The sequence below is a fragment of the Pseudomonas sp. SWI44 genome (assembly GCF_002947915.1).
Classification (GTDB): Bacteria; Pseudomonadota; Gammaproteobacteria; order Pseudomonadales; family Pseudomonadaceae; genus Aquipseudomonas; species Aquipseudomonas taiwanensis.
The window spans coordinates 1,927,329-1,940,400 of record NZ_CP026674.1 but is presented as its reverse complement, the minus strand read 5'-3'; the positions used below and the strand labels follow the sequence as shown (position 1 = coordinate 1,940,400).

At 63.1% G+C, this 13,072-nt stretch carries 11 protein-coding genes and 1 riboswitch; of the genes, 10 read left to right on the top strand and 1 reads right to left on the bottom strand.

Going from position 1 to position 13,072, the window contains the following annotated elements:
* Positions 1–20 precede the first annotated feature (20 nt).
* A riboswitch (TPP riboswitch) is annotated at positions 21–127 on the top strand.
* A 159-nt stretch (positions 128–286) separates the two neighbouring features.
* Complete coding sequence (gene thiC, locus C4Q26_RS09255) at positions 287–2,173, top strand: phosphomethylpyrimidine synthase ThiC (protein WP_023378431.1); 1,887 nt, start codon at positions 287–289, stop codon at positions 2,171–2,173.
* A 126-nt stretch (positions 2,174–2,299) separates the two neighbouring features.
* A complete protein-coding gene (gene cytX / locus C4Q26_RS09250; protein ID WP_027907957.1) occupies positions 2,300–3,583 on the top strand; it encodes a putative hydroxymethylpyrimidine transporter CytX in 1,284 nt (427 codons plus the stop codon).
* On the opposite strand, the gene C4Q26_RS09245 is transcribed toward cytX, so the two are convergent.
* Positions 3,552–4,298: an RsiV family protein gene (locus C4Q26_RS09245; protein WP_023378435.1), complete on the bottom strand. Its 747-nt coding sequence runs from the start codon at positions 4,296–4,298 to the stop codon at positions 3,552–3,554. The genes cytX and C4Q26_RS09245 overlap by 32 nt on opposite strands.
* 184 nt (positions 4,299–4,482) lie before the next feature.
* On the opposite strand from C4Q26_RS09245, the gene C4Q26_RS09240 reads away from it, so the two are divergent.
* The 8 genes from C4Q26_RS09240 (at position 4,483) to parC (ending at position 12,924) form a co-directional block, all read left to right on the top strand.
* On the top strand, positions 4,483–5,100 hold the full coding sequence (locus C4Q26_RS09240; RefSeq protein WP_023378437.1) for an NUDIX domain-containing protein: 618 nt from the start codon (positions 4,483–4,485) through the stop codon (positions 5,098–5,100).
* The gene (locus C4Q26_RS09235; RefSeq protein ID WP_027907958.1) at positions 5,091–5,543 is read left to right on the top strand and encodes a DUF1249 domain-containing protein; all 453 of its coding nucleotides are present in this window, start codon (positions 5,091–5,093) and stop codon (positions 5,541–5,543) included. The genes C4Q26_RS09240 and C4Q26_RS09235 overlap by 10 nt, the downstream gene beginning before the upstream one ends.
* 85 nt (positions 5,544–5,628) lie before the next feature.
* The gene (gene cpdA, locus C4Q26_RS09230; protein WP_023378440.1) at positions 5,629–6,432 is read left to right on the top strand and encodes a 3',5'-cyclic-AMP phosphodiesterase; all 804 of its coding nucleotides are present in this window, start codon (positions 5,629–5,631) and stop codon (positions 6,430–6,432) included.
* Positions 6,433–6,608: 176 nt separating this feature from the next.
* The gene (locus C4Q26_RS09225; protein WP_104883014.1) at positions 6,609–7,217 is read left to right on the top strand and encodes a YqiA/YcfP family alpha/beta fold hydrolase; all 609 of its coding nucleotides are present in this window, start codon (positions 6,609–6,611) and stop codon (positions 7,215–7,217) included.
* 35 nt (positions 7,218–7,252) lie between these two features.
* On the top strand, positions 7,253–9,157 hold the full coding sequence (gene parE / locus C4Q26_RS09220; protein ID WP_027907959.1) for a DNA topoisomerase IV subunit B: 1,905 nt from the start codon (positions 7,253–7,255) through the stop codon (positions 9,155–9,157).
* Entirely contained in the window at positions 9,154–10,140 is a 987-nt protein-coding gene (locus tag C4Q26_RS09215) for an esterase-like activity of phytase family protein (protein WP_023378445.1), read from the top strand. Before parE ends, C4Q26_RS09215 begins: the two co-directional genes overlap by 4 nt.
* Positions 10,137–10,655, top strand: a complete 519-nt coding sequence (locus tag C4Q26_RS09210; RefSeq protein ID WP_023378447.1) for a TIGR02281 family clan AA aspartic protease — start codon at positions 10,137–10,139, stop codon at positions 10,653–10,655. Before C4Q26_RS09215 ends, C4Q26_RS09210 begins: the two co-directional genes overlap by 4 nt.
* A 10-nt stretch (positions 10,656–10,665) precedes the next feature.
* Positions 10,666–12,924, top strand: coding sequence for a DNA topoisomerase IV subunit A (gene parC, locus C4Q26_RS09205; protein ID WP_023378448.1), 2,259 nt, complete (start codon positions 10,666–10,668; stop codon positions 12,922–12,924).
* Positions 12,925–13,072: the final 148 nt, after the last annotated feature.

The following is a 13,072-nucleotide window of genomic DNA, read 5'->3' as shown; positions in this document are numbered from 1 at the left end:
CACTCCAGTCTAGACTGCGCATGTTCTTGTCGGGGTGCCTTGAAGCAAAGGCTGAGATCGGAAAGTTCCGGATCCCGTTGAACCTGATCAGGTTAGCGCCTGCGTAGGGAACAAGATTGCTCGCCTTCCCGGGGAGCCTCTTGTGCCAGGTCCGGGAATGTCACAGCTCGCGTAGCTCAAGGCACCTCCATGTACCGGCACTGCACACCCGTCCAGGGGGTGCGTCCGCGTCTTTCAGGTTCACCCCGACATTCCGTCCGCAAGGAAGACGTCTGGAGAGCCTGTGATGAGTAAACAAGAAAAAACGATCAACCTCAGCGAGTCGGCACAAGTCGACCAGCAGTCCGTGCAACCCTTCCCGCGTTCGCGCAAGGTGTACGTCGAAGGTTCGCGCCCGGACATCCGCGTGCCCATGCGCGAGATCAGCCTGCACGACACCCCCACCGATTTTGGCGGCGAGACCAACGCACCGGTGCTGGTCTATGACACCTCCGGTCCCTACACCGACCCCAATGTCGTCATTGACGTGCGCAAAGGCTTGGCCGATGTTCGTTCGTCCTGGATCGATGCCCGTGGCGACACCCTGCGCCTGGACGGGCTGAGCTCTGATTTCGGCCAGCAGCGCCTGAACGATGCCGAGCTGGCCAAGCTGCGCTTCGCCCATGTGCGCAATCCGCGTCGCGCCAAGCCTGGTGCCAACGTCACGCAGATGCACTACGCCCGCCAGGGCATCATCACCGCCGAGATGGAATACGTTGCCATCCGCGAAAACATGAAGCTGCAGGAAGCCCGCGCCGCCGGCCTGCTGAACCAGCAGCACGCTGGCCACAGCTTCGGTGCCAGCATCCCGAAGGAAATCACACCCGAGTTCGTTCGCGAGGAAATCGCTCGCGGCCGCGCGATCATCCCGGCCAACATCAACCACCCGGAACTGGAGCCGATGATCATCGGCCGCAACTTCCTGGTGAAGATCAATGGCAACATCGGCAACAGTGCCCTGGGTTCCTCCATCGAGGAAGAAGTGGCCAAGCTGACCTGGGGTATCCGCTGGGGCTCGGATACCGTCATGGACCTGTCCACCGGCAAGCACATCCATGAAACCCGCGAGTGGATCATCCGCAACTCGCCGGTGCCGATCGGCACGGTGCCGATCTACCAGGCCCTGGAAAAGGTCAATGGTATCGCTGAGGACCTGACCTGGGAGTTGTTCCGCGACACCCTGATCGAACAGGCCGAGCAGGGCGTTGACTACTTCACCATCCATGCTGGCGTACTGCTGCGCTACGTGCCGCTGACCGCCAAGCGGGTTACCGGCATCGTCAGCCGTGGCGGCTCGATCATGGCCAAGTGGTGCCTGGCGCATCACAAGGAAAACTTCCTGTACACGCACTTCGACGAGATCTGCGAAATCATGAAGGCCTACGACGTCAGCTTCTCGCTGGGCGATGGTCTGCGCCCAGGCTCGATCGCCGACGCCAATGACGCCGCCCAGTTCGGTGAACTGGAAACCCTCGGCGAGCTGACCAAGATCGCCTGGAAACACGACGTGCAGTGCATGATCGAAGGTCCTGGCCATGTGCCGATGCAGTTGATCAAAGAGAACATGGACAAGCAGCTGGAGTGCTGTGACGAGGCGCCGTTCTACACCCTCGGTCCGCTGACGACCGACATCGCCCCAGGCTACGACCACATCACCTCTGGCATTGGTGCGGCGATGATCGGTTGGTTCGGTTGCGCCATGCTTTGCTATGTAACCCCCAAGGAGCACCTGGGCCTGCCGAACAAGGATGACGTCAAGACCGGCATCATCACCTACAAGATCGCCGCCCATGCGGCCGACCTTGCCAAAGGCCACCCTGGCGCGCAAATTCGTGACAACGCCTTGTCCAAGGCGCGCTTCGAATTCCGTTGGGAAGACCAGTTCAACCTCGGTCTGGACCCGGACACTGCCCGCGCGTTCCACGACGAGACCCTGCCGAAGGAGTCGGCCAAGGTCGCCCACTTCTGCTCAATGTGCGGGCCGAAGTTCTGTTCGATGAAGATCACCCAGGAAGTACGTGAATATGCCGCCAACCAGCGTATCGACTCGGTCGATGTGTCGGTTGAGGAGGGCATGCGCGAGCAGGCCGAGCGGTTCCGCCAGGAAGGTAGCCAGCTCTACAAAAAGGTGTAAGTAGACCTTGGGGCCGCTTTGCAGCCCTTTCGCGACACAAGGCCGCTCCCCCTTAGATCGCGTGATCTTTGTGGGAGCGGCCTTGTGCCGCGCCAACCCCAACAACAAATCCGGCGAGCTACAAGCATGACCACCCCCAGCCACTTCTCCGCGGACCACCCGGTCCCCTCCAGCCACCGCCTGTTCGGTGCCCGCGACCTGTTCGCACTCTGGTTCTCCCTCGGCATCGGCCTGATGGTCCTGCAGGTCGGTGCCATGCTTGCCCCCGGCCTGGGGCTGGCGGGAGCCGTTCTGGCCATCGCCCTCGGCACAGGCGTGGGCGTGCTGTTGCTCGGGGCCGCTGGCGTCATCGGCAGCGACACCGGCCTGCCCGCCATGGGCACCCTGCGCTTGAGCCTGGGCCGCCATGGCGCCCGACTGCCGGCAGTGCTCAACCTGCTGCAACTGGTTGGTTGGGGCGCGTTCGAGATCATCGTCATGCGCGATGCCGCCAGCCTGCTCGGCGCACGCGCCTTCGGCGAGGACAGCCTGTGGAACAGCCCGATGCTGTGGACGGTGTGTTTCGGTGCCATGGCCACCTTGCTTGCGGTCAGCGGGCCGCTGGCTTTCGTACGCAAGATTCTGCGCAAGTGGGGTATCTGGGTGTTGATGGCCGCCTGCCTGTGGCTGACCTGGAACCTGTTCGCCAAGGCCGACCTGGCCGAGCTGTGGGCACGTGCCGGTGACGGTTCGATGTCGCTGGCCGTAGGCTTTGACATCGTCATCGCCATGCCGCTGTCCTGGTTGCCGCTGATTGCCGACTACTCGCGTTTCGCCAGCAGTGCCAAGCGCGTCTTCGGCGGTACCGTGCTGGGTTACTTCATCGGCAACACCTGGCTGATGAGCCTGGGCGTGGCCTACACCCTGGCCTTTGCGTCGAGTGGCGAGGCCAATGCCCTGCTGTTGGCCCTGGCTGGCGCGGGTATCGGTATCCCGCTGTTGCTGATCCTGCTGGACGAGTCGGAGAAGGCGTTCGCCGATATCCACTCCGCTGCAGTCTCGACCAGCGTGCTGGTGCGCTTCAAAGTCGAGCACTTGGCCCTGGCCATCGGCGTGGTGTGCACCCTCATCGCGCTGCTGGCGCCGCTGGCCCAGTACGAGAACTTCCTGCTGCTGATCGGTTCTGTGTTCGCGCCGCTGTTCGGCGTGGTGCTGATGGACCACTTCGTGATCCGCCGCCGCCGCGCGCCAGCGTTGGTCGAAGGGCTGCACTGGCAAGCGCTGGTGGCCTGGGTGGTGGGTGTTGCCGCTTATCACACGATTGCCGCGCAGGCCCCTGAGTTTGGCGCGACCCTGCCAGCACTGGTACTGGCAGGTGGGCTGCATGCGCTACTGAGCGTCAGCCGCGGCCGGGAAACAGTTCGGGCTTGAGCACGCCATTGAGGCGTGGGTACGGGATCTTCAGCTCGACGTGGCCCATGGAATAGGGCGCGATGGAATAGACTTCGTACTTCACCACTACCGCGCCGTACGTCAGGGCGATGTGCGGCGACTTCTTGAACGGCCAGGTCTTCACGAACTCGGCATCCTTGTCCATGCCAACGCTGATCAGCCAAGCGCGGTGGGACTCTTCGACGGTCTTCCAGAAGGTGTCTTCCTGGCCGGGCACCAGCATGTCCTGCAAGGTCAGCACTTTGTCCAGCTTGCGCGAGTAGTTGATGAAGCCGCGTCCTGGCATGCCATGTGCACCGCCGCTGTCCAGGTAGCTGGACAGTTCGATGATCACCAGTCCGTCATGCTGCTCGCGTACCTTGGCCTGCAGGTAGCTGCTATTGCGCTTGTCGGCGCTGGCCAGGTAGTGCTGTTCGTAGGCCTGCAGCGAGGCAGGCGCGGTGCCACGCTGGTTATCTTCGGTCAGTTGCAGCAGGCGTTGCTCGACGATGCCGTCGAGCTTGGGCAGCGCCGGGAAGTGGATGGTGTCGATGTTCACCAGCGGGCAGTCGCTTTCGGTGCAACCAGGTTTTACATGCTCCCAGGCGTCGCGCTTGACCTCCAGCGGAGCCCGGTAGTTGGGTGCGAACACGCTTTGGCAGGCACCAAGCGCCAGTGCCAGCACGGCCACGGAAGTCAGTTTGACCAGTGTCATGATGATCCTTGCAGAACAGGAAAAGTCGCCCTTTGACCGTCGGCGCGGCCTTCAGTTCGCCACTAAGCTAACAGAGAGAAGGCCTGCTGTCCCGAGTGGGCGAACGGTTGCCAGAAAGGGATGAAACAGGCTGGCGTGCAGAGTAGGATGGCGCGATGCGGTAAATGAGGTCATGAGGATTTCCATGTCAGACACGTTCAATTCGGTGCCCAAGGCGGTCGAGATCGTCAAGCGGGTCAATTGTTTCCAGGGTTTCTACAAGCTCGACAAGGTGCACCTGCGCCACGAGCTGTTCGCTGGAGGCATGGGCCGCGAGATCAGTCGCGAACTGTTCGTGCGGCATGACGCGGTCTGTGTGCTGCCCTACGACCCGTTGCGCGATGAGGTGGTGCTGATCGAGCAGTTTCGCGTGGGCGCCATGGACAAGGTCGCCAACCCGTGGCTGATCGAGATGGTGGCGGGGCTGATCGACAAGGACGAGCAGCCAGAAGAAGTCGCCCATCGCGAGGCTGAAGAGGAGGCAGGGCTTACCTTCAGCGCGCTGTGGCCAATGACCCGCTACTTCCCGTCTCCGGGCGGTAGCGATGAGTACGTTCATCTGTTCCTCGGTCGTTGCAGCAGCGAAGGCGCCGGTGGCCTGCACGGCCTGGAAGAAGAGGGCGAGGACATTCGTGTTCGCGTGTGGTCATTCGAAGATGCCCTGCAAGCGGTACGTGACGGGCGTATCTGCAATGCCGCGACCATAATCGGGTTGCAGTGGCTGGCGTTGAATCGAGACGAAGTACGAGGTATGTGGAAGTGAACCTGTTGCGTGAGCGTTATCGGGTAGATCTGGCCGGGCTGCAGGCAGCCTGTGAGGCCAACTATGCCCGGCTCATGCGCTTGCTGCCAGACATGCGCACCACCCAGAGTTCGCGCCGCATCGGCATGACCCAGGGCGACCAGATGCTTGGCGTACTGGTGCTCGACGTGGTGCTGGCATGCCCCTATACCACCACCTTGCGCGTACGCCAGGAGCACAGCCTGCCCTGGCTGCCGGTGCCGCACCTGGAGGTGCAGGTGTATCACGATGCGCGCATGGCCGAGGTGGTCAGTGCCGAGCACGCCCGACGCCTGCGCAGCATCTACCCGTACCCCAATGCCGCCATGCACCAGCCGGACGAAAAAGCCCAGCTCAATCTGTTCCTGGGCGAATGGCTGAGTCACTGCCTGGCCTGTGGTCACGAACTGGCAAGTGTGCGCTGAAATGTGACGCGGGTTGGTTTCGAGTATTTGCTCGAAAGCCTTCCGCCGCCATAATCCGTGCAATATCCGTTCGAGGAGACGGCCGTTGCCGCACCCAGACTCCCTACCGGCACCCATTCATGTGGTGCAACTGACCGACGCCCACCTGTTCGCCGACCCGGCTGGTTCGCTGCTGGGCTTGAGGACTCGGGACAGCCTGCGCCACGTGATTGCCCAGGTGCGCCGTGAGCAGCCGCGCATCGACTTGCTGCTGTGCACAGGTGACCTGTCCCAGGACGCCAGCGTGGCTTCCTACCAGGCTTTTCGAGCGCTCACCGCTGAGTTCGGTGCGCCGTCCCGCTGGTTGCCAGGCAATCATGACGAAGCCCGGGTGATGGCCGAGGTAGCGCCGGAGCAGACGCAGGCCGTGACCGATATCGGCGCCTGGCGCATCGTGATGCTCGATTCGGCAGTCGTCGGCGCAACCCACGGCTTGCTGGCAGATCAGCAACTGGCCACGCTGGACGCAGCGCTGGCAGGTGCCGGCGAGCGCCACTGCCTGGTGTGCTGCCACCATCAGCCGGTGGACATCGGTTGCGCCTGGATCGCCCCGATCGGCCTGCGTAACGCCGATGTACTGCTGCAGCGCCTGCTACGTTATCCACAGGTGAAGGCGTTGCTGTGGGGGCATGTTCATCAAGAGTGGGATGAAGTGCGCGATGGGCTGCGTTTGCTGGCCACACCCTCGACCTGCATCCAATTCGCAGCGCGCAGCGAAGAGTTCAAGGTGAGTGAGGAACAGCCAGGGTATCGCTGGTTGCGTCTGCATGCCGACGGACGGTTGGAGACCGGCGTGGAGCGGGCGCTGGATTTCGAAGTGAAGCTCGACTTCGACAGCCCCGGCTACTGAGGTGAACGCCCGTCGACGCGGCCTGGTGTCGCCAGCGGGCCACATCGCGGCCGATGCTTGATTGAAGATTGTGTTGCGAAATTCCCGATCCAGCGCCAAAACCCGGCGAACACGCTACACTGCGCGTCCCTGCGCCCACTCCGATCGGGCGCGAAGCCACAGATTCCGGGGGCAGCATGTCGGGTTCCATCCTCTATATCCATGGCTTCAACAGCTCGCCGCTTTCAACCAAGGCGCGGCAGCTGGAGGCCGTCATGCAGCAGTTGGGGCTGTCCGACCACGTGCGCATACCCGCTTTGCACCATCATCCGCGCCAGGCCATCGCCCAGCTCGAAGCGGTCATCGCCGAACTGGGCAAGCCCCTGCTGGTAGGCAGTTCGCTCGGCGGCTACTATGCCACCCATCTGGCCGAGCGCCATGGCCTCAAGGCCTTGCTGGTCAACCCAGCGGTTACCCCGCACAAGCTGTTCGACGGCTACCTGGGTACCCAGCGCAACTTCTACACCGATGAAACCTGGGAGCTGACCCTGGATCATGTGCAGGCCCTGGCCGAACTGGAAGTGCCGGCGCCCACGGACCCAAGCCGCTATCAAGTGTGGCTGCAGACCGCCGATGAAACCCTGGACTACCGCCACGCCGAGCGCTATTACCGCGCGTGCGCCCTGCGTATCCAGGCCGGAGGCGATCACGGCTTCCAAGGCTTTGCCCAGCGGTTGCCGGCTTTGCTGGCGTTTGCCGGTATTGCCCGAGGGCAGTACGCAGCGCTCGATTTTTCTGTATTTTGATCTTTTTGCATTCACCAGACTGACGACGAGAACCCATGGCCAATCCCAGCGCTAGCGCCTATAACGCAGACGCCATCGAAGTCCTCTCGGGCCTTGACCCGGTCCGTAAGCGGCCGGGCATGTACACCGATACCAGCCGGCCGAACCACCTGGCTCAGGAAGTCATCGACAACAGTGTCGACGAAGCCTTGGCCGGCCACGCCCGTTCGGTGCAGGTGATCCTCCACGCCGACCACTCGCTGGAAGTCAGCGACGATGGCCGCGGCATGCCGGTGGACATCCACCCTGAAGAAGGCGTGTCGGGGGTCGAGCTGATCCTGACCAAGCTGCACGCAGGCGGCAAGTTCTCCAACAAGAACTACCAGTTCTCCGGCGGCCTGCATGGTGTCGGTATTTCCGTGGTCAACGCCCTGTCGACCCAGGTGCGTGTGCGCGTCAAACGCGACGGCAACGAATACCAGATGACCTTCGCCGACGGCTTCAAGGCCAGCGAGCTGGAAGTGGTCGGTACGGTGGGCAAGCGCAACACCGGTACCAGCGTGTACTTCAGCCCCGACCCGAAGTATTTCGATTCGCCGAAGTTTTCCATCAGCCGCCTCAAGCATGTGCTCAAGGCCAAGGCCGTGTTGTGCCCGGGCCTGCTGGTCAGCTTCGAGGACAAGTCCACGGGCGAGAAAGTCGAGTGGCATTACGAGGACGGCCTGCGTTCTTACCTGGTCGACTCGGTCAGCGAGTTCCAGCGCCTGCCCGATGAGCCGTTTTGTGGCAGCCTGGCGGGCAACAAGGAAGCCGTCGACTGGGCACTGTTGTGGTTGCCTGAGGGCGGTGACAGTGTTCAGGAAAGCTACGTCAACCTGATTCCCACCGCCCAGGGCGGTACCCACGTCAATGGCCTGCGCCAGGGCCTGCTCGACGCCATGCGCGAGTTCTGCGAGTTCCGTAACCTGCTGCCACGGGGTGTGAAGCTGGCGCCGGAAGATGTCTGGGAGCGCATCACCTTCGTCCTGTCGATGAAGATGCAGGAACCCCAGTTTTCCGGTCAGACCAAGGAGCGCTTGTCCTCCCGCGAGGCGGCGGCGTTCGTCTCGGGCGTGGTCAAGGACGCGTTCAGCCTGTGGCTCAACGCCCACCCCGAGATGGGTATGCAACTGGCGGAGCTTGCCATCAGTAACGCCGGCCGCCGCCTCAAAGCCAGCAAGAAGGTCGAGCGCAAGCGCGTGACCCAGGGCCCGGCGCTGCCTGGCAAACTGGCGGACTGCGCAGGTCAGGACCCGATGCGGGCCGAGCTTTTCCTGGTCGAGGGTGATTCGGCCGGTGGCTCGGCCAAGCAGGCGCGCGACAAGGAGTTCCAGGCGATCCTGCCGCTGCGCGGCAAGATCCTCAACACCTGGGAAGTGGACGGTGGCGAAGTCCTGGCCAGCCAGGAAGTGCACAACATCGCCGTTGCCATCGGTGTCGATCCGGGTGCCGCGGACCTGTCGCAGCTGCGTTACGGCAAGATCTGCATCCTCGCCGACGCCGACTCCGACGGCCTGCACATCGCAACCTTGTTGTGTGCCCTGTTTGTGCAGCACTTCCGGCCGCTGGTCGAGGCCGGCCACGTCTATGTGGCGATGCCGCCGCTGTACCGCATCGACCTGGGCAAGGAAATCTACTACGCCCTCGACGAGGCTGAGCGCGACGGTATTCTCGACCGCCTGGTGGCCGAGAAGAAGCGTGGCAAGCCGCAGGTCACCCGATTCAAGGGCCTGGGTGAAATGAACCCGCCGCAGCTGCGCGAGACCACTATGGATCCGAACACCCGGCGCCTGGTCCAACTGACCCTGGATGATCTGCAGGGCACCACCGAAATCATGGACATGCTGTTGGCCAAGAAGCGTGCCGGTGACCGCAAGAGCTGGCTGGAAACCAAAGGTAACCTGGCCGAGGTCCTGGTTTGATTCGTCTGCTGTTCGCGGCCTGCCTTGCGTTGGTTGCCCTGCCGAGCCTGGCGGGCAACTGGCCGGAGCTCAAGCTCACCGCAGAGCACCCGATCGAGGGCATGCGTGGTGGCAACCTGTCCGGTCTGGCCTTTTGCCGCGGCGGCTTATGGGGCGTGTCCGACCGGGATGACGACCGCATCTACCGCTTCGACCAGCAAGGTGCAGTCTGGCGTGCCCAGCCGCTGACCTTCACGCCGCCGCCCGTGCCGGAAAGCGGCCTGCCCTGGGGGCTGAAGTCGCGCAACTGGGCGGCTTCGTACATTCGCGGTGGCGAATTGGACTACGAAGGCATTACCTGCGATCAGGCAGGCAATATCTTCCTGGTCAGCGAGGCCCACGCGGCGGTGCTGCAGTTGCCCGTCGACGGGGAGCCAGTCTGGTTGAAGATCGACCCTGCGATGATTCGCCAGGCCCGTGCCAGTGGCATGCTGCTGAACTTCAATGCCTTGTTCGAAGGACTGGCGATCAACCCGGCGGGCGACCGCCTGTGGTTGGCAGCAGAGCGTGAGCGCCGGGGCCTGGTGGCGGTGCAGCGCCAGCAGTCGGTCTGGACCTGCGAGCGCAGTTGCGTGCTGCTCAGCGAGGCCGGTGTCGAGATGCAGCCCGCACAGATGCCTAACCCGCAAGCGTTATCGCGAGACTTTTCCGATCTGGCCTGGTTCGACGGCAAGCTATTCACGCTCGAGCGCAACGCCTACCGCATCTGCCGTCGCGATGCCGGTACGGGCACGGTCGAGCGTTGCTGGTCGTTCGCCGCCGATGCCCTGGTGGAGGGGCGCCGCTATGATCAGCCGTTCGGTCTGGCCGAGGCCTTGGTAATCGATGCGAAAGGGGCCTGGGTCGGCCTGGACAACAACAACGGCGACCGTGCCGACGGTGAAACGCGCCCGATCGTCTGGCGCTTCGCTGCGCCCGAAGGTGGTTGGAGTGCCAAGCCATGAGCCAGCCACCGGGAAAGCGCGCGGGCAAGGTCCTGATGTTCGTCGCCTGGGTGGCGGCGCTGTTTCTGGCCACGCGTTTTTTTGGTGATTGGGAAGCCCGTGAACACAATCCGAACGTGCACGTGCAGTCCGAGCATGGCGAAGGTTTCATCGAGGTGCGCTTGCTGAGCAATGGCCAGGGCCATTTCGTCGCGGACGGCGCGATCAATGGCCAGGGGGTGCATTTCATGCTCGACACTGGCGCTACGGATGTGGCGATACCCGAAACGCTGGCCCGCGACCTGGACCTGGAGCGGGGCAGCCCGGTGACCCTGAGCACCGCCAACGGTCGCACCGAGGGCTATCGGACTCGCCTGGACAGCCTGCAGTTGGGCGATATCCGCCTGCAAGGCGTGCGCGCACTGGTGGTGCCCGGTCTGGATGGCCAGACGGTACTGCTGGGCATGAGCGCGCTGAAACAACTTGAATTTACCCAGCGCGGCGGCACCATGCTGCTGCGCCAGAACCTGAAATGACGAGGCCCGCATGAGCGACTCACTGGAACTCAGCCTCGACGGCGTCGAACGCCGCTCGCTGGCTGACTTCACCGAACAGGCCTACCTCAACTATTCCATGTACGTGATCATGGACCGGGCCCTGCCGCATATCGGCGACGGCCTGAAGCCGGTGCAGCGACGCATCGTCTACGCCATGAGCGAGTTGGGGCTCGATGCCGACGCCAAGCACAAGAAATCCGCCCGTACCGTCGGTGACGTGCTCGGCAAGTTCCACCCCCACGGCGACTCGGCCTGCTACGAAGCGATGGTGTTGATGGCGCAGCCGTTCAGCTACCGCTACACCCTGGTCGATGGCCAGGGTAACTGGGGTGCGCCGGATGATCCGAAGTCGTTCGCCGCGATGCGTTACACCGAGGCGCGCCTGTCGCGTTACTCCGAAGTGCTGCTCAGCGAGCTGGGCCAAGGTACGGTGGACTGGGTGCCGAACTTCGACGGTACCTTGCAGGAGCCGGCGGTGCTGCCGGCGCGCCTGCCGAACATCCTGCTCAACGGCACCACGGGTATCGCCGTGGGCATGGCGACCGACGTGCCGCCGCACAACCTGCGCGAGGTGGCCAGCGCCTGTGTGCGCCTGCTCGACGAGCCCAAGGCCACCATCGAGCAACTGTGCGAGCATATCCAGGGCCCGGATTACCCGACCGAAGCCGAAATCGTCACGCCGCGTGCCGAGATCCTCAAGATCTACGAAAGTGGCCGCGGCTCGATCCGCATGCGTGCGGTCTATCGCGTCGAAGACGGCGATATCGTGGTCACCGCGCTGCCGCATCAGGTCTCCGGTGCCAAGGTGCTGGAGCAGATCGCCGCGCAGATGCAGGCAAAGAAGCTGCCGATGGTTGCCGACCTGCGCGATGAGTCGGACCACGAGAACCCTTGCCGTATCGTCATCATCCCGCGTTCCAACCGTGTGGATGCCGCCGAACTGATGCAGCACCTGTTCGCTACCACTGATCTGGAAAGCAGTTATCGGGTCAACGTCAACATCATTGGTCTGGATGGCCGTCCGCAGCTCAAGAATCTGCGTGCGCTGTTGCTGGAGTGGCTGGAATACCGCATCGGTACTGTCCGCCGCCGCCTGCAGCACCGTCTGGAAAAGGTCGAGAAGCGCCTGCACCTGTTGGAGGGTTTGCTCACCGCGTTCCTCAACCTGGACGAAGTGATCCACATCATCCGCACCGAGGACCAGCCCAAGCAGGCCCTGATCGCGCGTTTCGACCTGACTGAAATCCAGGCCGAGTACATCCTTGAAACCCGCTTGCGCCAGCTGGCTCGCCTGGAAGAAATGAAAATCCGTGGCGAGCAGGACGAGTTGCTCAAGGAACAGGCCAAGCTGCTCGCGCTGCTTGGCAGCGATGCGAAACTGCGCAAGCTGGTGCGCAGCGAGCTGATCAAGGACGCTGAAACCTACGGCGACGACCGCCGTTCGCCGATCGTCGAGCGCGCAGAGGCCAAGGCGCTGTCGGAAAATGAGCTGATGCCGACTGAGCCTGTGACCGTGGTGTTGTCGGAAAAGGGCTGGGTACGCTGCGCCAAAGGCCACGATATCGATGCCACCGGGCTTTCGTACAAGGCGGGCGACGGCTTCAAGGCGGCGGCTGCTGGTCGCTCCAACCAGTTTGCCGTGCTCATCGACTCGACCGGCCGCAGCTATTCGCTGGCTGCGCACACCCTGCCTTCGGCACGGGGCCAGGGTGAGCCACTGACCGGTCGTCTGACACCGCCGCCAGGTGCCACCTTCGAGTGCGTGCTATTGCCGGACGACGATGCGCTCTACGTGGTGGCTTCGGACGCCGGTTACGGCTTCGTGGTCAAGGGCGAGGACCTGCAGGCGAAGAACAAGGCCGGCAAGGGCCTGCTGAGCCTGCCAAACGGTGCCAAGGTGATGACTCCGCGCCCGGTGGCCAACCGTGAGCAGGACTGGCTGGCCGCGGTGACGAGCGAAGGGCGCCTGCTGGTGTTCAAGGTTGCCGACCTGCCGCAGTTGGCCAAGGGCAAGGGCAACAAGATCATTGGCGTGCCCGGTGATCGAGTGGCCAGCCGTGAAGAATTTGTCACAGATTTGGCCGTCATCGCCGAGGGAGCGACTCTTGTGTTGCAAGCTGGCAAGCGTACCCTATCCCTGAAACCAGATGACCTTGAGCACTACAAGGGTGAGCGGGGCCGACGCGGTAGTAAGCTGCCACGCGGGTTCCAGCGGGTAGACGGGTTGCAGGTGGAAGTCCCGGCATAAGCGAGTAGTCTGTCTGGAACGGCAATTTCAGCGTCGTTCCAGGCAGAAATGCTGGAGTCGGGCCAATATTTCGCGGATGATAGTGCCCTTGTGGTGCCGGCGTGGCCGAGTACCCGATTGAATCTACATGAGTATCACTGCGGTTTGC

Coding starts and splice junctions, on each gene's coding strand:
- thiC (WP_023378431.1), top strand. CDS start 287: ATGAGTAAACAAGAAAAAACGATCAACCTCAGCGAGTCGGCACAAGTC.
- cytX (WP_027907957.1), top strand. CDS start 2,300: ATGACCACCCCCAGCCACTTCTCCGCGGACCACCCGGTCCCCTCCAGC.
- C4Q26_RS09245 (WP_023378435.1), bottom strand. CDS start 4,298: ATGACACTGGTCAAACTGACTTCCGTGGCCGTGCTGGCACTGGCGCTT.
- C4Q26_RS09240 (WP_023378437.1), top strand. CDS start 4,483: ATGTCAGACACGTTCAATTCGGTGCCCAAGGCGGTCGAGATCGTCAAG.
- C4Q26_RS09225 (WP_104883014.1), top strand. CDS start 6,609: ATGTCGGGTTCCATCCTCTATATCCATGGCTTCAACAGCTCGCCGCTT.
- parE (WP_027907959.1), top strand. CDS start 7,253: ATGGCCAATCCCAGCGCTAGCGCCTATAACGCAGACGCCATCGAAGTC.
- C4Q26_RS09210 (WP_023378447.1), top strand. CDS start 10,137: ATGAGCCAGCCACCGGGAAAGCGCGCGGGCAAGGTCCTGATGTTCGTC.
- parC (WP_023378448.1), top strand. CDS start 10,666: ATGAGCGACTCACTGGAACTCAGCCTCGACGGCGTCGAACGCCGCTCG.